This is a genomic window from Pseudomonas cavernae, assembly GCF_003595175.1.
In the GTDB taxonomy this organism is placed as follows: Bacteria; Pseudomonadota; Gammaproteobacteria; order Pseudomonadales; family Pseudomonadaceae; genus Aquipseudomonas; species Aquipseudomonas cavernae.
Genome location: NZ_CP032419.1, coordinates 631644 through 650009, shown reverse-complemented (window position 1 = coordinate 650009; position 18366 = coordinate 631644). Strand labels below are relative to the sequence as shown.

Below are 18366 nucleotides of genomic sequence, written 5' to 3'. Positions count from 1 at the left end.
GCATCCTTTAGCGCTTGGCGCCGCGCACTTCGGCGTCGCGCAGGCGCGGCGCCAGCTTGTCCAGCACGCCGTTGACGAACTTGTGCCCGTCGGTGGCGCCGAACACCTTGGCCAGCTCGATGCCTTCGTTGATCACCACGCGGTAAGGCACGTCGACGCGCTTGAGCAGCTCGTAGGTCGACAGGCGCAGGATCGCCAGCTCGACCGGATCGAGATCCTCCAGCGGGCGGTCCAGGCAGGGCAGGATCGCATCGTCGATCTCGCTCTTGTTGGCCGGCACGCCGTGCAGGATCTCACGGAAGTAGGCGCCATCCACCTGGGTGAAATCGTTGTCGACGCGAAACTGCGCTTCGATCTCGTTCAGCGACTGGCCGGCCATCTGCCACTGATACAACGCCTGCATCGCCAAGCTGCGCGCCTGGCGGCGCGCGGCGAGCTTGCCGGTCGGCGCGTTCGGGCGCTTCTCGGGCTGCGGGTTGAAGCTGTCGTTATCGTCGCTAATCACTTGGCCTCCAGCTGCGCCAACAGGCTGACCATTTCCAGGGCCGACAGCGCGGCTTCGGCGCCCTTGTTGCCGGCCTTGGTGCCGGAACGTTCGATGGCTTGCTCGATGGAGTCGACGGTCAGCACGCCGAAGGCCACCGGTACGCCGAACTCCATGGACACCTGGGCCAGGCCCTTGGTGCATTCGCCGGCGACGTATTCGAAGTGCGGGGTACCGCCGCGGATCACCGCGCCGAGAGCGATGATGGCGTCGAACTCGCTGCGCTGGGCGATTTTCTGCGCCACCAGCGGAATCTCGAAGGCACCCGGCGCGCGGATCAGGGTGATGTCGCTCTCGCTCACGCCGTGGCGCACCAGCGCGTCGATCGCGCCGCTGACCAGGCTCTCAACCACGAAGCTGTTGAAGCGGCCGACCACCAGGGCATAGCGGCCTTTGGGAGCGATGAAAGTACCTTCGATGGTCTTCAGGGTCATGAGCGTTCTCGTCTGTAAAGAGCAGGTCTTAAGGAGTAAAGAATAAAGAAGACGGGGCGCAACTTGGCGCCCCATCGGCCACAGGCCTTATTCGGAAGGCAGGTATTCTACAACTTCCAGGTCGAAACCGGATATCGCGTTGAACTTCATCGGCGAGCTCATCAGGCGCATCTTGCGCACGCCGAGATCGCGGAGGATCTGCGAGCCGGCGCCGACGGTGCTGTAGGTCGCCGGGCTGGTGACCTTGCCCTCGCTGCCCAGCTGCCGATCCAGGCTGGCGAGCAGCTCGGGACCGGTCAGCGGGTTGCCGAGCAACAGCACCACGCCGCGACCGGCTTCGGCCACTTTGGCCATCGCCGCACGCAGGCTCCAGCGCCCCGGCTGCTTGACCATGAACAGGTCGCGGAGCGGGTCGGCGTTGTGTACGCGCACCAGGGTCGGCTGGTCGGGGCTGATCTGACCGAGGGTCAGGGCCATGTGCACAGTGTTCTCCACCGCGTCGCGATAGGTGACCAGGGTGAAATGGCCGAGTTCGCTGTCCAGCGGCTGTTCGCTGATGCGCTCGACGGTGCGCTCGTGGATCAGCCGGTAGTGGATGAGGTCGGCGATGGTGCCGATCTTGATCCCGTACTCGGCGGCGAAGGCCTCCAGCTCGGGGCGCCGGGCCATGGTGCCGTCGTCGTTCATGATCTCGCAGATCACCCCGCTGGGGTCGAAGCCGCCCATGCGCGCCAGGTCGCAGGCCGCTTCGGTGTGGCCGGCGCGCGCCAGCACGCCGCCGGGCTGGGCCATCAGCGGGAAAATGTGGCCGGGGCTGACGATGTCGTCGGCCTTGGCGCTCTTCGCCGCGGCGGCCTGCACGGTGCGCGCGCGGTCGGCGGCGGAGATGCCAGTGGTGACGCCTTCGGCGGCCTCGATGGAGACGGTGAACTTGGTGCCGAAGCCGGAACCGTTGCGCGGCGCCATCAGCGGCAGCTTGAGGGTTTCGCAGCGCTCGCGGGTCATCGGCATGCAGATCAGACCGCGGGCGAAGCGGGCCATGAAGTTGATGTGCTCGGCCTGCACGCATTCGGCGGCCATGATCAGGTCGCCTTCGTTCTCGCGGTCCTCGTCATCCATGAGGATGACCATCTTGCCCTGGCGGATGTCTTCGATCAGTTCTTCGATGCTGTTGAGTGCCATGTGGGCAGCCCCTAATTCAGTTCTTCAGATAGCCGTGTTCGGCCAGGAAACTTGCGCTGATGCCGCTGGCTTGCGGCTCGGCCGCCTTGTCGCCGAGCAGCAGACGTTCGAGGTAGCGCGCCAGCAGGTCGACCTCGAGGTTGACCAGGCGCCCCGGGCGGTAGTCGACCATGATGGTCTCGGCCAAGGTGTGCGGCACTATGGTCAGCTCGAACTCGGCGCCATTCACCGCGTTGACCGTCAGGCTGGTGCCGTCGACGGTGATCGAGCCCTTGAGGGCGATGTACTTGGCCAGCTCGCGCGGCGCGCGAAGGGTGAATTGCACCGCGCGGGCGTTGTCGGCACGGGTGATTACCTCGCCGACGCCATCGACGTGGCCGCTGACCAGATGGCCGCCGAGACGGCTGCTCGGGGTCAGGGCCTTCTCCAGGTTGACCTTACTGCCGGCCCTGAGGTCGACGAAGGCGCTGCGCGCCAGGGTCTCGCGGCTGACGTCGGCCCAGAAGCCGTCGCCGGGCAGCTCCACGGCAGTCAGGCAGACGCCGTTGACGGCGATGCTGTCGCCCAGTTTGACGTCGCTAAGATCCAGCTTGCCGGTTTCGACATAGACGCGCACGTCGCCGCCTTTCGGGCTGAGCGCGCGGACAGTACCGAGGGCTTCGATTATGCCGGTGAACATAGGTCCTCCCGCGCACGGTTCGGGGTAGTGCAGAACAACATGGGCAAACTCCTGTTTTGGTCAAAACAGGGCATGGGATCGAAAGGGATCAGGCACCGGCGCGCGGCCCGTGAGGCTATCCCGCTCTCTCTTTATCCGGACTGTACCGTCGGCCCCGGAATCACACCGGGTCTGCTGTCCTTCGCCGTTGCCGGCGAAGCGCTCGCGGGCTAGGGGCATTGCGCACCATTACCGCCGGTGGGGAATTGCACCCCGCCCTGAGAACGTCATCGTCACTCGCGTGACAGTGGGCTTTTTATCACAAAAGGCCCAGGCGGCACATCACCACCTACGACGCGGCCGTGGGCACGGCGATGATCCGCCAGTCATCGCCGACCGCACGCATCTCGACGATTTTCAGTGCCGGCGCTTCGGCCATCCGTGTCAGCGGCAGCTCGAGCAGCGGCCGCGCGCTGGAGCCGAGGAACTTGGCGGCGACGAACAGCTGATACTCGTCGACCAGGCCGAGCGCGGCGAACGCGCCGGCCAGCCGCGGCCCGGCCTCGACCAGCACCTCGTTGGCGCCGCGCGCGGCCAGCTCGACGAGCAGCCGGTGCAGGTCGACCTGCCCGCTGCTGCCCGGCAGCGCCAGCAATTCATGGCCGGCGGCGCGGAAGCGTTCGCGCCCCGCCGCCGTGCAGGCCGCCACCAGGGCCGCGCCGGCCTGATAGAACGGCGCCTCCAGCGGCACCCGCAGACGGCCGTCGACCAGCACGCGCAGCGGCGCACGGCTCATGGCCAGGGCGGTCTGTTCGGCATTCAGACCCAGCTCCTCGGCGCGCACCGTGAGCCGCGCAGCATCGGCCAGCACGGTGTCGGCGCCGCTCAGCACCACGCTGGAGCGCGCACGCAGGCGCTGCACCGCGGCGCGCGCCGCTGGGCCGGTGATCCACTGGCTCTCGCCGCTGGCCATCGCCGTGCGCCCGTCCAGGCTCATCGCCAGCTTGACCCGCACGAACGGCAGGCCCTGCTCCATGCGTTTGATGAAGCCGGGGTTCAGCGCCCGCGCCTCGCCCTCCAGCACGCCGCTATGCACCGCAATGCCGGCCGCGGCCAGGCGCAACAGGCCGCGCCCGGCGACTTGCGGGTTGGGGTCCTGCATGGCCGCCACCACCCGCGCCACGCCGGCCTGCACCAGCGCTTCGGCGCACGGCGGGGTGAGGCCGTGGTGGCTGCAGGGCTCGAGGGTCACGTAGGCGGTGGCGCCCCGCGCCCGTTCGCCGGCCTGGCGCAGGGCATGGACTTCGGCGTGCGGTTCGCCGGCACGGACATGCCAGCCTTCGCCGACGATCTGCCCGTCGCGAACGATGACGCAACCGACGCGCGGATTGGGATGGGTGGAATACAGGCCCTGGCGCGCCAATTCGAGGGCGCGGCTCATGCAGTGCGCGTCGAGCCGGTCCTGCGCGCCATCACTCATGCTTGGACGGCTCGCGGGCGAGGCGGTCGATCTCCTCGCGGAACTCGTTGAGGTCCTGGAACCGCCGGTACACCGAGGCGAAGCGGATGTAGGCGACCTCGTCGAGCTTCTGCAACTCGGCCATCACCAGCTCGCCGAGCACCAGCGACTTGATCTCGCGCTCGCCGGTGGCGCGCAGCCGCTGCTTGATATGGGCGATCGCCGCATCCAGCCGCTCGATGCTCACCGGGCGCTTTTCCAGCGCGCGCTGCATGCCGGCGCGCAGCTTGTCTTCGTCGAACGGCTGGCGGCTGCCGTCCTGCTTGATCAGGCGCGGCATCACCAGCTCGGCGGTCTCGAAGGTGGTGAAACGCTCGCCGCAGGCCAGGCATTCGCGGCGGCGGCGCACCTGCTCGCCTTCGGCGACCAGGCGCGAGTCGATCACCTTGGTGTCATTGGCAGCGCAGAAGGGACAGTGCATAGGAGGCAGGCAACAGAGAACGGGAGGGCTCATGGTAGCGCATCCCGATGGCAAGACAAGCCGCTGGCTATACGGTATATAGGCGCCCACCGCTGTCGCCGTGATGGAACCCTTGCCATGCCGTTGCGCCCTCTCCTGCTCCTCACCCTGGCCGGCCTGCTCGCCGCCTGCGCCGCCGAACCACCGGCGCCGAAGCAGGCCCCGAGCCAACAGCCGCAGACGGCGATGGTCGTCCCGCTGCCGGCCCATCTGCGCGAGCTGAGCGGCAACCTGGCCGGCGCGCCGGCCAACAGCACGGTGGAGCTGGCGCTGCTGGTGATCGACGAACGCGACCGCCCGCAGCGCCTGCTGGCCAACATCGAGTTGCAGGGTTCCGGCGCGCTGTTGCCGTTTCGTCTGCGCTTCAACCCCGAGAGTTTTCCCCGGGGCGCACGGGTCGAACTGCGCGGCCGCGCCAGCCAGTCCGGCATCCTGACCCGGCGCCTGCCGCCGCTACGCATCGTCGCGCCGACCAGCCAGGTCCTCGGCACCCTGCACCTGGTGCCGGCCCCATGAACGCGCCACAAGTCCTGCAAGACGCCCTCGGCCAGTTGCTCGGCGATGCCCGCCTGAGCGCCGAAACCCTGCCCGGCACCGACCTCAAGCTGTGGCTGATCGACGCCGCCAACATGGACCGCGCCTTCAACCCGGAGGAAACCCGGCGCATCCTCGAGGAACCGCCCTACTGGAGCTTCTGTTGGGCCAGCGGCCTGGTGCTGGCGCGCTGGCTGGCCGAACAGCCGCAGTGGGTGCGCGGCAAGCGCGTGCTGGACTTCGGCGCCGGCTCCGGGGTGGCGGCGATCGCCGCGGCCAAGGCCGGGGCGGCGGAAGTGGTGGCCTGCGACCTCGACCCGCTGGCCCTCGCTGCCTGCCGCGCCAACGCCGAGCTGAACGGGGTGACCCTGAACTATTCGGCGGACTTCTTCGCCGAGGAAGACCGCTACGACCTGATCATCGTCGCCGACGTGCTCTACGACCGCGCCAACCTGCCGCTGCTCGACCAGTTCCTCAGCCGCGGCCGCCAGGCGCTGGTGGCCGACTCGCGGGTGCGCGACTTCCAGCATCCGCTGTACCGGCGGCTGGCGATACTCGAAGCCTGCACCTGGCCGGATCTGGCCGAACCGGCGGAGTTCCGCCACGTCAGCCTGTATCACGCGCGGCGGGCGTAGGTTGGCGCTGAGCGCAGCGATGCCCAACGGACCATCGGCACGCGCTGCTGGGCTTCGCAGGCTCAGCACCAAGCTACCGATATCGGGCTTGTTTCCATGCAACGGCGCCCACATTTATAGTCATCAGCATTGCGCCCACCCGAGACCGACCATGAGCGACAACCCCCATATCTTCGATGTCAGCAGCCCCTACTTCGACCAACTGGTGATCCAGAACTCCTTCCACCAGCCGGTGCTGGTGGACTTCTGGGCCGACTGGTGCGCCCCGTGCAAGGCGCTGATGCCGCTCCTGGCGCAGATCACCGAGGGCTACCGCGGCGGCCTGTTGCTGGCCAAGGTCAACTGCGACGTCGAGCAGGACATAGTCGCCCGCTTCGGTATCCGCAGCCTGCCCACCGTGGTGCTGTTCAAGGATGGTCAGCCGGTCGACGGCTTCGCCGGCGCGCAGCCGGAGTCGGCGATCCGCGCCATGCTCGAACCGCATGTGCAGGCGCCGCCGCCCGCCGCCGCCGATCCGCTGGAAAGCGCCCAGGCGCTGTTCGCCGAAGGCCGTTTCGGCGAGGCGGAAAGCCTGCTGCAGACCCTGCTCGGGGAAAACAGCGACCAGCCCGCGGCGCTGATTCTCTACGCCCGCTGCCTGGCCGAACGCGGCGAACTGGGCGAAGCCGATACGGTGCTCAATGCGGTCAAGGGCGACGCCCACAAGCAGGCGCTGGCGGCGGCGCGCGCGCAGCTGACCTTCCTGCGCCAGGCCGCCGACCTGCCGGATGCGGCGCTGCTGAAGAGCCGCCTGGCACAGAACGCCGGGGATGAGGAAGCGGCCTACCAGCTGTGCATCCAGCAGCTGGCGCGCCAGCAATACGAGGCGGCGCTGGACGGCCTGCTCAAGCTGTTCGTCAGCAACCGCGGCTACGCCGACGGCCTGCCGCACAAGACCCTGCTGCAGGTGTTCGACCTGCTCGGCAGCGACCATCCGCTGGTCACCCTCTATCGGCGCAAGCTGTATCAGGCGATCTATTGAGCGCCGCTGCGTAGGTCGGGCTTCGCGCAGCTCAGCGCCAGCCTACGCGGCAAAGCATCAGCCGATCCAGCGATACAACGGCGTTTCCACGCCGCTCTCCACCTGCACCTGCGGGGAGTGGCGCAGACGCACCAGCAAGCGCTTGCCGGCGGCCGCATTGCCGGCCAGCGCTTGCAGCTCGGCGAGCAAGGCCGTGCCCTCCACCTGCCCGGCCTGCCGCAGCAACGCCTGAGCGCTGTCCCAGAGCCCATCGGTTGACGGCAGCGTCGCGCGCTCCGGCGGCTGCACTGGCGCTCCGGCCGCCCAATGCGCGGCCAGACGCGCCCAGTCCTCGTCGCCCAATTCCACGCTCAGGTCCACCGGCCAAGCGCCAATCGTTCCGCGAATCCGCAGCATCATCCTCTCCTCCCGCCAATTGCCGGCATGCTCCCACGCCGCATCGTCGCCGCCAAGCGGCTAGCCATTCGCCAAAACTTGTTATAACGTAACAATCAATTGCAAGCCTTCGCTACCGGAGAGTTGTCCATGCGCCGCCTGTTGCTCGCCCTGCCCTTCGCCTTGCTGCCACTCGCCGCGGCGCACGCTGATCACCATGAAGACCACGAGGCGCACGGCAGCCTCGGCGCCCACGAACACGGCGTCGCGACGCTGAACGTGGCGCTGGACGCTCAGGCCCTGGAGATCGCCCTGGAAAGCCCGGCGATGAATCTGCTCGGCTTCGAACACGCGGCCTCGAGTGCAGAGGACCAGGCCAGGGTCGCCGCCGCCCGGGCGCAGCTGGAACAACCGCTGGCGCTGTTCGGCCTGCCGGCCGCGGCCGGCTGCAGCGTCAGCGCAAAAGACCTGCGCAGCCCGCTCTTCGGCGGCCCTGCCGAGAAGCATGAACACGGCGATGATGACCACGCCGCGGCCCACGAGTCCGAACACAGCGATATCGATGCGGGGTACAAGCTCAGCTGCAGCCATCCAGAAGCCCTGGAAGGTTTGGACCTCGGCGTATTCTTCAAGGCCTTCCCGGCCACGCAAAAGCTCAAGGTGCAGCTGATCGGCCCGAACGGCCAGCAAGGCGCCGAGTTGACCCCGAGCAACAGCCGCCTGCAGCTCTGAAGGCCGTCCAGCGCAGGCGCTGCCCCTTAGCGCGGCGCCCGGGAGACCACGTAGACTGCCCCCCTTCACCGTCCAATCGGCGCCCCCATGACCTCGACCCTGCTTGAACTCCGCGACCTCGGCTTCGCCTGGCCCGGTCAGCCCGAACTCCTGGACATCCCCCACTTCCATCTGGGCAGCGGCGAAACCCTGTTCCTCAAGGGCCCCAGCGGCAGCGGCAAGACCACCCTGCTCGGCCTGCTCGGCGGCGTGCAGACGCCCGCACGCGGCAGTATCCGCCTGCTCGGCAAGCAACTGACCACGCTATCCGCCGCCGCCCGCGACCACTTCCGCGCCGATCACACCGGCTACATCTTCCAGCAGTTCAACCTGCTGCCGTTCCTCTCGATGCGCGCCAACGTCGAGCTGCCCTGTCATTTCTCCCAGCTGCGCGCCCGCCGGGCGAAGCAGCGCCACGGCAGCGTCGATGCGGCCGCCGCCAGCCTGCTCGCCCACCTCGGGCTCAACGCCGAGCTGCTGGAGCGGCGCGCCGACAGCCTGTCGATCGGCCAGCAGCAACGCGTCGCCGCCGCCCGCGCGCTGATCGGCCAGCCGGAACTGGTGATCGCCGACGAACCGACCTCGGCCCTCGACGCCGACGCCCGCGAGGCGTTCCTCCAACTGCTGTTCGCCGAATGCCGCGCAGCCGACTCCAGCCTGCTGTTCGTCAGCCACGACCAGAGCCTGGCGCCGCTGTTCGATCGCCACCTGTCGCTGGCCGAGCTCAATCGCGCCGCGCGCCCGGCGGAGGTGTAGGCATGTATTTGCTGCGTCTGGCCCTGGCGAGCCTGAACAATCGCCGCTTCACCGCCCTGCTGACGATGTTCGCCATCGCCCTGTCGGTGTGCCTGCTGCTGGCCGTCGAGCGGGTGCGCAGCGAGGCGCGGGCGAGCTTCGCCAGCACCATCAGCGGCACCGACCTGATCGTCGGCGCGCGCTCCGGCTCGGTGAACCTGCTGCTGTACTCGGTGTTTCGCATCGGCAACGCCACCAACAACATCCGCTGGGACAGCTTCGAGCACTTCGCCCACAGTCCGCGGGTGAAGTGGGCGATCCCGATCTCCCTCGGCGACTCGCACCGCGGCTACCGGGTGATGGGCACCGACGCCAGCTACTTCGAACACTACCGCTACGCGCGTGGCCAACAGCTGCAACTGGCGCAAGGCCGGGCCTTCGCCGACGACCCGTTCGAGGTGGTGCTCGGCGCCGAGGTGGCCGCGGCGCTGCACTACCGGCTCGGCGAGCGGATCGTCCTCGCCCACGGCGTGGCGACGGTCAGCCTGGTCAAACACGACGACAAGCCGTTCCGCGTGGTCGGCATCCTCGCCCGCACCGGCACCCCGGTCGACCGCACCCTGCACATCGGCCTGGGCGGCATGGAGGCGCTGCACATCGACTGGCAGAACGGCGTTCCGGCACGCGGCGCCGGCAAGGTCAGCGCCGAGCAGGTGCGCCAACTGGCAAGAGCCTGCCCACAAGCGTCACGAGCGCAGGCGGGGCAAGGCGAAAGCAGAGGAGGAAGCGGAGTTTACGAGCCTGTAAATGAGCATTCCGAGCCTGCTTTCAACGCCGCACCGCCAAGCGCAGTAGCTTGTGGACAGGTTCTGACGCCGAAGGCGATCACCGCCGTGCTGCTCGGCCTCAACAGCAAGATCGCCACCTTCGCCGTGCAACGGGAGATCAACGACTATCGCGGCGAGCCGCTGCTGGCGATTCTCCCCGGCGTGGCCCTGCAAGAACTGTGGAGCCTGATGGGCACCGCCGAGCAGGCGCTGTTCGTGGTCTCGCTGTTCGTCGTGCTGACCGGCCTGATCGGCATGCTCACGGCGATCCTCACCAGCCTCAACGAACGCCGCCGCGAGATGGCCATCCTTCGCTCGGTCGGCGCGCGCCCTTGGCATATCGCCAGCCTGCTGGTGCTGGAAGCCTTCGCCCTGGCGCTGGCCGGGGTGCTGCTCGGCCTCGCCCTGCTGTACCTGGGCATCGCCCTGGCCCAGGGCCATGTGCAGAGCCATTACGGCCTGCATCTGCCGCTGGCGCTGCCCAGTGGCTATGAGTGGACGCTGCTCGGCGCTATCCTGGCCGCCGCCCTGTTGATGGGCGGCGTGCCGGCCTGGCGCGCCTACCGGCAGTCGCTGGCCGACGGCCTGTCCATTCGTCTGTGAGGAAGTCCCGATGTTGCGCCGCCTGCTGGCCCTGACCCTATTGCTGAGCAGCCCGTTGTGGGCGGCCGAGCCGCGCGAGCTGAGCTGGTCCGAGTTGGTGCCGGCCGACGCCCCGCCGGCAGCGCAGGCCCAGGCGCCGATCCATGATCTGGCGCAACTGGCCGACGCCCTGGCCGCCGAGTCCGCGCCGGCGGCCAAGCAGCAAGCGCCGGCGGCGCCGGTGGTCAAGGCGCTGGATGGCCAGCAGGTGAAGATCCCCGGCTACATAGTGCCGCTGGACGTCAGCGAGGAAGGCCGGGTGACCGACTTCCTGCTGGTGCCCTACTTCGGCGCCTGCATCCATGTGCCGCCACCGCCGTCGAACCAGATCGTCCACGTCACCAGCGAACTCGGCGTGCAGATGGACGCGCTGTACCAGCCGTTCTGGGTCGAGGGGCCGCTGCAGGTCGAGGCGAGCAGCAGCGAGCTGGCCGAGGCCGGCTACCAGCTGGCGGCGAGCAAGATCTATCCCTATGAAATTTCCGAGTAGCGCATTCGCCTTATTCTTTTAAGTCGCAATAACGCACCAACCTAGGCCTATTCGATCCAGCGTTGCGCTGGATCAATATCCGCCCGCCGCGCCTCCGGCACATTGACCTCAGCCAATTGTTAAAGCTGAGGAGTTCCCATGCACAAGTCTCTCGTCACCGCCTCGCTGACAGCCCTTGCCCTGGCCAGTCCGCTGGCCATGGCGCACCAGGCGGGTGACATCATCGTTCGCGCCGGCGCCATCACCGTCGACCCCCATGAGGACAGCGGCAAGGTGAAAATCGGCGGCGTCGCCCAAGCCGGCACCGGCGCCACCCTCGACAGCGATACCCAACTGGGCCTGAACTTCGCCTACATGGTCACCGATCACGTCGGCATCGAACTGCTGGCCGCCACCCCGTTCAGCCACGACATCGGCACCAAGGGCCTGGGCGGCCTGAAACTGGGCGAGGTCAAGCAACTGCCGCCGACCCTGAGCGCGGTCTACTACCCACTGGACCGCTCCTCGGCCTTCCAGCCTTACGCCGGCCTGGGCATCAACTACACCTGGTTCTTCGAAGACAAGCTCAGCAGCGAAGCCGAAGCCGCCGGCTTCCGCGGCCTGGACCTGGACGACTCCTGGGGACTCGCCGCCCAGTTGGGCATGGACTACATGCTGACCGACAAGGTCATGCTCAATGCCCAGGTGCGCTATATCGATATCGACACCAAAGAGGCCACCACCTTCGCCGGGACCACCAGGGTCACCGTCGATGTGGACGTCGACCCTTGGGTCTACATGGTCGGCCTGGGCTACAAGTTCTAAAGCCATCCGCGCATACGAAAAAGCCGGCGTTTATCGCCGGCTTTTTCGTGCTCTAGCGCCCGAGCAAACGGGCCAGGCCGACCGCCATCGGCGTCGGCTCGGGGAAGTCGAAACGCTCCAGCAGGCGCCGGTTATCCGCCCGCGAATGCTTGATATCGCCGGGCCGCGCCGCGGCGTAACTGACCGCCGACAGGCTGCCGAGCACGCTGCGGATGTCCGCCAGCAGCTGATTGAGACTGGTGGCGCGGTTCAGCCCGACGTTCACCGCCCCGGCCGCCACCCTCGGTGCTTCCAGCGCCTGCACCAGCAGCTGGACCAGATCGCCGACATAGACGAAATCGCGGGTCTGCTCGCCATCACCGAACACGCTGATCGGCAGGCCGGCCTGGGCGCGCTCGGTGAAGATGCTGATCACCCCGGAGTACGGCGAGGATGGATCCTGGCGCGGCCCGAAGATGTTGAAGAAGCGGAACAGCGCCGGCTCCAGGCCGTGCTGACGGCGGTAGAAATCCAGGTAGTGCTCGCTGGCCAGCTTATCCGCGGCATAGGGGGTCAGCGGCGCCTTCGCGGTGTCCTCGTCGATCGCCTGGCCTTCGCCGTTATTGCCGTACACCGCCGCACTGGAGGCGAACAGCACGCGCTTGAGGCCCAGCTCGCGCATCGCCTCGCAGACGTTCAGGGTGCCGACGAAATTGCTTTGGTGGGTGCTCACCGGGTCGTCGACCGAGGCCTGTACCGAGGCCACCGCGGCCAGATGGGCGACCGCCCGGCAACCGGCCATGACCTGGCGCACGAGAGTGGCATCGGCGACATCGCCTTCGATCAGCTCGAGGCGCGAGTCGCCCAGCGGCAGGTTGGCCGGCTTGCCGGTGGACAGGTTGTCCAGCACGCGCACGCTGTGGCCCTTGGCCAACAGGGCGTCGGCCAGATGCGAACCGATGAAGCCGGCACCGCCGGTGATCAATACGGGAGCTTCAGACATGGCGATAGTAACGATCCAGCAGGGTCGGCAGGCCGGCACGCCAGGCGCGCGGCTTGATGCCGAAGGTATGGAGGATTTTCTTGCACGCCAGCACCGCATGCTGCGGCTCGTCGGCGGCATCCGCGCGCGCGGCATGGGGTTGCGGACTGATCTGCTCAAGCAGCGCCGGCCGATAGGCGCGCGCCTCGCCGAGGATGGCCTGGCCCAGCGCCAGCGCCGTGGTCGCCTCGTGACCGCCGTAGTGGTAGGTCCCCCACAGCGGCGCTGCGCAGTCGAGCTGCTTGAGCACGGCGATCAGCACCCGCGCGGCATCGTCCACCGGCGTCGGGTTGCCGCGGCGGTCGTCGGCGCCGAACAGCTCGGCATCCTGCTCGGCCCGCCTGAGGAAGCGGTCGAGTAGGCCGCCGGGGCTATCGTCCATCAGCCAGCCGAAGCGCAGCAGCACATGCCGCGGGCAAGTCGCTCGCACGCTCTGCTCGCTGCGCCACAGCGCCTGGCCGCGCAGGCCGAGCGGCACCTGCTCTTCCTTCTCGCTGTAGGCGGTGGCCCGCGAGCCGTCGAACACCCGGTAGCTGCTCGGCTGCAGCAAGATGATCTGGTGGTGCTGGCAGAGCTCGGCCAGCCGCTCGACTGCTCGTTCTTGAGCGGCGAAGCGCGTCTCGCTGACCTCTTCGGCCTGGAACCAGTCGAAGTAGTAGGCCAGGTTGATCACGGCATCCGGGCGGGTGTCGTCCAGCAACTGGGTGAGACTGGCGGCATCCCAGCCGTCCTGCGGCGGGCGCGGAGCGAGGAAACCGATGTCCTCCTCCGCACCCAGGCGAATCAGCGCCTGACCCAGGGCACTACCACCGCCCAGCAACATCAGGCGCATACGCATGGTTGACGGCCCCGATTAGAATGGGATGTCGTCGTCGAAGCTGTCGTAGTCCGGCGCCGGCTGCGCGGCCGCTTGTGGCTGCGGGGCCGGACGCGATTCACGCGCCGGCTGCGACTGCTGCGGACGGGACGGACGTGGCGCGCCTTCGTCGGCACCACCACGGCCACCGAGCAGCTGCATGCTGCCGTTCATGTCGACGACGATCTCGGTGGTGTAGCGCTTGACGCCGTCTTTCTCCCACTCGCGGGTCTGCAGACGACCCTCGACATACACCTGCGAGCCCTTGCGCAGGTATTCACCGGCGATCTCGGCGAGCTTGCCGAAGAACACCACGCGGTGCCATTCGGTGCGCTCCTGCTGTTGGCCGGTCTGCTTGTCCTTCCAGCTGTCGCTGGTGGCCAGGGTGATGTTGGTGACGGCATTGCCGTTGGGCAGGTAACGGGTTTCCGGATCGCCACCGACGTTACCGAGCAGAATGACTTTGTTAACCCCACGGGCCATAACGTTCTCCTAGGCTATCAGCACGTCGCCGGCGCCGGTTCGATCAGGCGCTCAAGGGACGTGCGGTCCAATTGTTGGGTATCCACTTTGATATAGATGACGGCCTCATCGGCCACCACCATGGCATCCGCCACTCCGGGCACTGCCTGTAAACGCTCGGCCAGTCCTGCATCCGCGAGTGCCGCGGCGGAAAGCGGCAGGCGCAGGCTGGTCACATAGGGCGGCTCCCGCATAGTAACAGCAAAGGCCAGCCAGAGAAGAGCCAGGGCCGCGCAGCCCAGGAACACGCCCGACAAACCGTAGTGCTGGAACAGCCAACCACCGAGGATGCCGCCCAGCGCCGCGCCGAGGAACTGGCTGGTGGAGTAGACCCCCATCGCCGTGCCCTTGCCGCCTGCCGGCGCCACCTTGCTGATCAGTGACGGCAGGCTGGCCTCCAGCAGATTGAAGGCGGTGAAGAACACCACGGTACCGAGCAGCAACGTCTGCAGGCTGCTGCCGAACTGCCAGAAGAACAGCTCGCAACCCAGTAGCACGGCCACCGCGCCGAGCAGCACGCGCTTCATCTGCCGCCGTTTCTCGGCATAGATGATGAACGGCACCATGCCGAAGAAGCCCACCAGCAAGGCGGTCAGATACACCCACCAGTGCTCCTCCTTGGGCAGCCCGGCCTGCCCAACCAAGGCCAGCGGCAGGGCGATGAAGCTGGCCATGAGAATCGCATGCAGCACGAAGATGCCCAGATTCAGGCGCAGCAGATCCGGATGCCGCAGGGTCGGCAGCAGTGCCTGCTTGGCCACCCCGGACTCGCGGTGCTGCAGGTGCCCGGCCGCGCGCGGCACGAAGCCGGCGACGATCAGCAGGCCGAGCAGGGCCATGCCGGCAGTCGTCCAGAACAGCCCGGAAAGACCGAAGGCGCGGGTCAGCAGCGGCCCGGCCACCATGGCCACGGCGAACGACAGACCGATGCTCATGCCGATCATCGCCATCGCCTTGGTGCGGTGCTGCTCGCGGGTCAGATCCGACAGCAGCGCCATCACCGCCGCCGAGATTGCCCCGGCACCCTGCAGCACGCGCCCGGCGATCACCCCCCAGATCGAGTCGGCATTGGCCGCCAGCACCGCACCGGCGGCGAAGATCAGCAGGCCGACATAGATCACCGGGCGCCGACCGATGCGGTCGGACAGCACGCCGAAGGGGATCTGCAGCAGCGCCTGGGTCAGGCCATAGGCGCCGATGGCCAGACCGATCAGCGCCGGCGTGGCGCCCGCCAGATCCATGCCGTAGGTGGCCATGACCGGCAGGATCATGAACATCCCCAGCATACGAAACGCGAACACCAGCGCCAGGCCACCCGCCGCGCGGGTCTCGCTGCCACTCATGCGTTCACTGTGCAGATCGTGCATTGCAAAGCCCTATTCAAACCAGCCGGCGATTCTACCAGTCCCGCCCCACTCCGGCACGACTGCGACGCTTTGCCGCTGACTTGACACGAGCCGTATACTTGGCGGTTTCCGCCCGCCATGCGAGGCCGCTGTTTGTGGACAAGATCCTGATCCGTGGGGCGCGCACCCACAACCTGAAGAACATCGACCTGACCCTGCCGCGCGACAAGCTGATCGTGATCACCGGCCTGTCCGGTTCCGGCAAGTCCTCCCTGGCCTTCGACACCCTCTATGCCGAGGGCCAGCGCCGCTACGTGGAATCCCTGTCGGCCTACGCCCGGCAATTCCTGTCGATGATGGAGAAACCCGACGTCGACACCATCGAGGGCCTGTCGCCGGCGATCTCCATCGAGCAGAAGTCGACCTCGCACAACCCGCGCTCGACGGTCGGCACCATCACCGAGATCTACGACTACCTGCGCCTGCTCTACGCCCGCGTCGGCACGCCGCGCTGCCCGGACCACGACGTGCCGCTGGAGGCGCAGACCGTCAGCCAGATGGTCGACCAGGTCCTCGCCCTGCCCGAAGGCCGCCGCTTGATGCTGCTGGCGCCGGTGATCCGCGAGCGCAAGGGCGAGCACCTGTCGGTGTTCGAGGAGCTGCGCGCCCAGGGCTTCGTCCGCGCGCGGGTCAACGGCAAGCTCTACGAGCTGGATGAACTGCCCAAGCTGGACAAGCAGAAGAAGCACAGCATCGACGTGGTGGTCGACCGCTTCAAGGTCCGCGAGGACCTGCAGCAGCGCCTGGCCGAATCCTTCGAGACCGCGCTGAACCTGGCCGACGGCATCGCCCTGGTGGCGCCGATGGACGAGGAAGAAGGCGACGAGCTGATCTTCTCCGCACGCTTCGCCTGCCCGATCTGCGGCCATTCGATCAGCGAACTGGAGCCCAAGCTGTTCTCCTTCAACAACCCGGCCGGCGCCTGCCCGACCTGCGACGGCCTCGGCGTGAAGCAGTTCTTCGACGGCAAGCGTCTGGTCAACGGCGAGCTGACCCTGGCCGAAGGCGCGATCCGCGGCTGGGACCGGCGCAACGTCTACTACTTCCAGATGCTCGGCTCGCTGGCCAGCCACTACGGCTTCAGCCTCGAGGTGCCGTTCGACGAGCTGCCCGCCGAGCAACAGAAAGCCGTGCTCTACGGCAGCGGCAAGGACAGCGTCGACTTCCGCTACCTCAACGACCGCGGCGACATCGTCAAGCGCGCGCACCCCTTCGAAGGCATCATCCCCAACCTCGAACGCCGCTACCGCGAAACCGAATCGGCCACCGTGCGCGAAGAACTGGCCAAGTTCCTCAGCACCCAACCCTGCCCGGACTGCCTGGGCACCCGCCTGCGCCGCGAAGCGCGCCACGTATGGGTCGGCGAGAAGACCCTGCCGGCGGTCACCGGCCTGCCGATCGGCACGGCCTGCGAGTATTTCGGCGAGCTCAGCCTGACGGGCCGGCGTGGCGAGATCGCGGTGAAGATCCTCAAGGAAATCCGCGAGCGCCTGCAGTTCCTGGTCAACGTCGGCCTCGACTACCTGACCCTCGACCGCAGCGCCGACACCCTGTCCGGCGGCGAAGCGCAGCGCATCCGCCTGGCCAGCCAGATCGGCGCCGGCCTGGTGGGGGTAATGTACATCCTCGACGAGCCATCGATCGGCCTACACCAGCGCGACAACGAACGCCTGCTCGGCACCCTCAACCACCTGCGCGACCTCGGTAACACGGTGATTGTGGTCGAGCACGACGAGGACGCCATCCGCATGGCCGACTACGTGGTCGACATCGGCCCCGGCGCCGGCGTGCACGGCGGCCGCATCGTCGCCGAAGGCACGCCGGCCGAGGTGATGGCCCACCCCGATTCGCTGACCGGCAAATACCTGTCCGGGCGCGAGAAGATCCGCTACCCGGCCGAACGCACCCCGCGCGACCAGCAGAAGCTGCTCAAGCTCAAGGGTGCGCGCGGCAACAACCTGCGCGACGTCGACCTGGAAATTCCGGTCGGCCTGCTCACCTGCGTCACCGGCGTCTCCGGTTCAGGCAAATCGACGCTGATCAACAACACCCTGTTCCCGATCACCGCCACCGCGCTGAACGGCGCCACCACCCTGGAAACCGCTGCCCACGCGTCGTTCGACGGGCTGCAGCACCTCGACAAGGTGGTCGACATCGACCAGAGCCCGATCGGCCGCACGCCACGCTCCAATCCCGCGACCTACACCGGCCTGTTCACGCCGATCCGCGAGCTGTTCGCCGGCGTGCCGGAAGCCCGCTCGCGCGGCTACGGCCCGGGACGCTTCTCCTTCAACGTCAAGGGCGGGCGCTGCGAAGCCTGCCAGGGCGACGGCCTGATCAAGGTGGAGATGCACTTCCTGCCGGACATCTACGTGCCCTGCGACGTGTGCAAGAGCAAGCGCTACAACCGCGAAACCCTGGAGATCAAGTACAAGGGCAAGAGCATCCACGAGGTGCTGGAGATGACCATCGAGGAAGCCCGCGAATTCTTCGCCGCGGTGCCGGCCATCGCCCGCAAGCTGCAGACGCTGATGGACGTCGGCCTGTCCTACATCAAGCTCGGCCAGAGCGCGACCACCCTGTCCGGCGGCGAGGCGCAGCGGGTCAAGCTGTCGCGCGAGCTGTCCAAGCGCGACACCGGCAAGACCCTGTATATCCTCGACGAACCGACGACCGGGCTGCACTTCGCCGACATCCAGCAACTGCTCGACGTGCTGCACCGCCTGCGCGATCACGGCAACACCGTGGTGGTGATCGAGCACAACCTCGACGTGATCAAGACCGCCGACTGGCTGGTGGATCTCGGCCCCGAGGGCGGCTCCAAGGGTGGACAGATCATCGCCACCGGCACGCCGGAGGAGGTTTCCGCGATGCCGCAGTCGCATACCGGGCACTTCCTCAAGCCGCTGCTGGAGCGTGACCGCGCCTAG

Annotated in this window: 20 protein-coding genes and 1 riboswitch; of the genes, 9 read left to right on the top strand and 11 right to left on the bottom strand. The window is 67.6% G+C overall.

Annotation, left to right across the window (positions count from 1 at the left end; genetic code table 11):
- Nucleotides 1-7: 7 nt before the first annotated feature.
- The 6 genes from nusB to nrdR form a co-directional block, all read right to left on the bottom strand.
- Nucleotides 8-505, bottom strand: coding sequence for a transcription antitermination factor NusB (gene nusB, locus D3880_RS03045; protein WP_119892053.1), 498 nt, complete (start codon nt 503-505; stop codon nt 8-10).
- Nucleotides 502-978, bottom strand: a complete 477-nt coding sequence (ribH, locus tag D3880_RS03040; protein WP_119892052.1) for a 6,7-dimethyl-8-ribityllumazine synthase — start codon at nt 976-978, stop codon at nt 502-504. Before ribH ends, nusB begins: the two co-directional genes overlap by 4 nt.
- 87 nt (nt 979-1065) lie before the next feature.
- A complete protein-coding gene (gene ribBA / locus D3880_RS03035; RefSeq protein WP_119892051.1) occupies nt 1066-2160 on the bottom strand; it encodes a bifunctional 3,4-dihydroxy-2-butanone-4-phosphate synthase/GTP cyclohydrolase II in 1095 nt (364 codons plus the stop codon).
- A gap of 16 nt (nt 2161-2176) precedes the next feature.
- Entirely contained in the window at nt 2177-2839 is a 663-nt protein-coding gene (locus D3880_RS03030; protein ID WP_119892050.1) for a riboflavin synthase, read from the bottom strand.
- 118 nt (nt 2840-2957) lie between these two features.
- A riboswitch (FMN riboswitch) is annotated at nt 2958-3108 on the bottom strand.
- A 59-nt stretch (nt 3109-3167) separates the two neighbouring features.
- The gene (gene ribD / locus D3880_RS03025) at nt 3168-4259 is read right to left on the bottom strand and encodes a bifunctional diaminohydroxyphosphoribosylaminopyrimidine deaminase/5-amino-6-(5-phosphoribosylamino)uracil reductase RibD (protein ID WP_177412189.1); all 1092 of its coding nucleotides are present in this window, start codon (nt 4257-4259) and stop codon (nt 3168-3170) included.
- 31 nt (nt 4260-4290) lie between these two features.
- Nucleotides 4291-4758 (bottom strand): transcriptional regulator NrdR, encoded by a 468-nt coding sequence (gene nrdR, locus D3880_RS03020; protein ID WP_119892048.1) that lies wholly within the window; start codon nt 4756-4758, stop codon nt 4291-4293.
- Nucleotides 4759-4875: 117 nt separating this feature from the next.
- On the opposite strand from nrdR, the gene D3880_RS03015 reads away from it, so the two are divergent.
- The 3 genes from D3880_RS03015 to D3880_RS03005 all read left to right on the top strand — a co-directional run bounded on the left by D3880_RS03015 (nt 4876) and on the right by D3880_RS03005 (nt 6987).
- Nucleotides 4876-5313 carry a hypothetical protein gene (locus D3880_RS03015; RefSeq protein WP_119892047.1) on the top strand — a complete coding sequence of 146 codons (438 nt, stop codon included), beginning with the start codon at nt 4876-4878 and terminating at the stop codon, nt 5311-5313.
- The gene (locus tag D3880_RS03010; RefSeq protein ID WP_119892046.1) at nt 5310-5966 is read left to right on the top strand and encodes a class I SAM-dependent methyltransferase; all 657 of its coding nucleotides are present in this window, start codon (nt 5310-5312) and stop codon (nt 5964-5966) included. Before D3880_RS03015 ends, D3880_RS03010 begins: the two co-directional genes overlap by 4 nt.
- Before the next feature lie 151 nt (nt 5967-6117).
- Nucleotides 6118-6987: a thioredoxin family protein gene (locus D3880_RS03005; RefSeq protein ID WP_119892045.1), complete on the top strand. Its 870-nt coding sequence runs from the start codon at nt 6118-6120 to the stop codon at nt 6985-6987.
- Nucleotides 6988-7044: 57 nt separating this feature from the next.
- Here the strand turns inward: D3880_RS03005 and D3880_RS03000 are convergent, their stop codons facing one another.
- Nucleotides 7045-7383 (bottom strand): hypothetical protein, encoded by a 339-nt coding sequence (locus D3880_RS03000; protein ID WP_119892044.1) that lies wholly within the window; start codon nt 7381-7383, stop codon nt 7045-7047.
- A gap of 129 nt (nt 7384-7512) precedes the next feature.
- On the opposite strand from D3880_RS03000, the gene D3880_RS02995 reads away from it, so the two are divergent.
- From D3880_RS02995 to D3880_RS02975, 5 genes are all read left to right on the top strand, one after another.
- The gene (locus D3880_RS02995) at nt 7513-8094 is read left to right on the top strand and encodes a DUF2796 domain-containing protein (RefSeq protein WP_119892043.1); all 582 of its coding nucleotides are present in this window, start codon (nt 7513-7515) and stop codon (nt 8092-8094) included.
- Nucleotides 8095-8181: 87 nt separating this feature from the next.
- Complete coding sequence (locus D3880_RS02990) at nt 8182-8889, top strand: ABC transporter ATP-binding protein (RefSeq protein ID WP_119892042.1); 708 nt, start codon at nt 8182-8184, stop codon at nt 8887-8889.
- A 2-nt stretch (nt 8890-8891) separates the two neighbouring features.
- Nucleotides 8892-10298 carry an ABC transporter permease gene (locus D3880_RS02985; RefSeq protein ID WP_119892041.1) on the top strand — a complete coding sequence of 469 codons (1407 nt, stop codon included), beginning with the start codon at nt 8892-8894 and terminating at the stop codon, nt 10296-10298.
- Between the two features lie 10 nt (nt 10299-10308).
- Nucleotides 10309-10827 (top strand): DUF3299 domain-containing protein, encoded by a 519-nt coding sequence (locus tag D3880_RS02980; RefSeq protein WP_119892040.1) that lies wholly within the window; start codon nt 10309-10311, stop codon nt 10825-10827.
- 138 nt (nt 10828-10965) lie between these two features.
- A complete protein-coding gene (locus D3880_RS02975; RefSeq protein WP_119892039.1) occupies nt 10966-11631 on the top strand; it encodes an OmpW/AlkL family protein in 666 nt (221 codons plus the stop codon).
- A gap of 52 nt (nt 11632-11683) precedes the next feature.
- On the opposite strand, the gene D3880_RS02970 is transcribed toward D3880_RS02975, so the two are convergent.
- The 4 genes from D3880_RS02970 to D3880_RS02955 are packed head-to-tail and all read right to left on the bottom strand — an operon-like array spanning nt 11684 to nt 15397.
- Nucleotides 11684-12613, bottom strand: a complete 930-nt coding sequence (locus tag D3880_RS02970) for an NAD-dependent epimerase/dehydratase family protein (RefSeq protein ID WP_119892038.1) — start codon at nt 12611-12613, stop codon at nt 11684-11686.
- Nucleotides 12606-13490, bottom strand: coding sequence for a sugar nucleotide-binding protein (locus tag D3880_RS02965; protein WP_119892037.1), 885 nt, complete (start codon nt 13488-13490; stop codon nt 12606-12608). The genes D3880_RS02970 and D3880_RS02965 overlap by 8 nt, the downstream gene beginning before the upstream one ends.
- 15 nt (nt 13491-13505) lie before the next feature.
- Nucleotides 13506-13991, bottom strand: coding sequence for a single-stranded DNA-binding protein (locus D3880_RS02960; RefSeq protein ID WP_119892036.1), 486 nt, complete (start codon nt 13989-13991; stop codon nt 13506-13508).
- Between the two features lie 17 nt (nt 13992-14008).
- Nucleotides 14009-15397 carry an MFS transporter gene (locus D3880_RS02955; RefSeq protein WP_119892035.1) on the bottom strand — a complete coding sequence of 463 codons (1389 nt, stop codon included), beginning with the start codon at nt 15395-15397 and terminating at the stop codon, nt 14009-14011.
- Nucleotides 15398-15531: 134 nt separating this feature from the next.
- Between D3880_RS02955 and uvrA the strand changes: the two genes are divergently transcribed.
- Complete coding sequence (gene uvrA / locus D3880_RS02950) at nt 15532-18366, top strand: excinuclease ABC subunit UvrA (protein ID WP_119895650.1); 2835 nt, start codon at nt 15532-15534, stop codon at nt 18364-18366.

Coding starts and splice junctions, on each gene's coding strand:
- ribH (WP_119892052.1), bottom strand. CDS start 978: ATGACCCTGAAGACCATCGAAGGTACTTTCATCGCTCCCAAAGGCCGC.
- ribBA (WP_119892051.1), bottom strand. CDS start 2,160: ATGGCACTCAACAGCATCGAAGAACTGATCGAAGACATCCGCCAGGGC.
- D3880_RS03030 (WP_119892050.1), bottom strand. CDS start 2,839: ATGTTCACCGGCATAATCGAAGCCCTCGGTACTGTCCGCGCGCTCAGC.
- ribD (WP_177412189.1), bottom strand. CDS start 4,259: ATGAGCCGCGCCCTCGAATTGGCGCGCCAGGGCCTGTATTCCACCCAT.
- nrdR (WP_119892048.1), bottom strand. CDS start 4,758: ATGCACTGTCCCTTCTGCGCTGCCAATGACACCAAGGTGATCGACTCG.
- D3880_RS03015 (WP_119892047.1), top strand. CDS start 4,876: ATGCCGTTGCGCCCTCTCCTGCTCCTCACCCTGGCCGGCCTGCTCGCC.
- D3880_RS03010 (WP_119892046.1), top strand. CDS start 5,310: ATGAACGCGCCACAAGTCCTGCAAGACGCCCTCGGCCAGTTGCTCGGC.
- D3880_RS03005 (WP_119892045.1), top strand. CDS start 6,118: ATGAGCGACAACCCCCATATCTTCGATGTCAGCAGCCCCTACTTCGAC.
- D3880_RS03000 (WP_119892044.1), bottom strand. CDS start 7,383: ATGCTGCGGATTCGCGGAACGATTGGCGCTTGGCCGGTGGACCTGAGC.
- D3880_RS02995 (WP_119892043.1), top strand. CDS start 7,513: ATGCGCCGCCTGTTGCTCGCCCTGCCCTTCGCCTTGCTGCCACTCGCC.
- D3880_RS02990 (WP_119892042.1), top strand. CDS start 8,182: ATGACCTCGACCCTGCTTGAACTCCGCGACCTCGGCTTCGCCTGGCCC.
- D3880_RS02985 (WP_119892041.1), top strand. CDS start 8,892: ATGTATTTGCTGCGTCTGGCCCTGGCGAGCCTGAACAATCGCCGCTTC.
- D3880_RS02980 (WP_119892040.1), top strand. CDS start 10,309: ATGTTGCGCCGCCTGCTGGCCCTGACCCTATTGCTGAGCAGCCCGTTG.
- D3880_RS02975 (WP_119892039.1), top strand. CDS start 10,966: ATGCACAAGTCTCTCGTCACCGCCTCGCTGACAGCCCTTGCCCTGGCC.
- D3880_RS02970 (WP_119892038.1), bottom strand. CDS start 12,613: ATGTCTGAAGCTCCCGTATTGATCACCGGCGGTGCCGGCTTCATCGGT.
- D3880_RS02965 (WP_119892037.1), bottom strand. CDS start 13,490: ATGCGTATGCGCCTGATGTTGCTGGGCGGTGGTAGTGCCCTGGGTCAG.
- D3880_RS02960 (WP_119892036.1), bottom strand. CDS start 13,991: ATGGCCCGTGGGGTTAACAAAGTCATTCTGCTCGGTAACGTCGGTGGC.
- D3880_RS02955 (WP_119892035.1), bottom strand. CDS start 15,397: ATGCACGATCTGCACAGTGAACGCATGAGTGGCAGCGAGACCCGCGCG.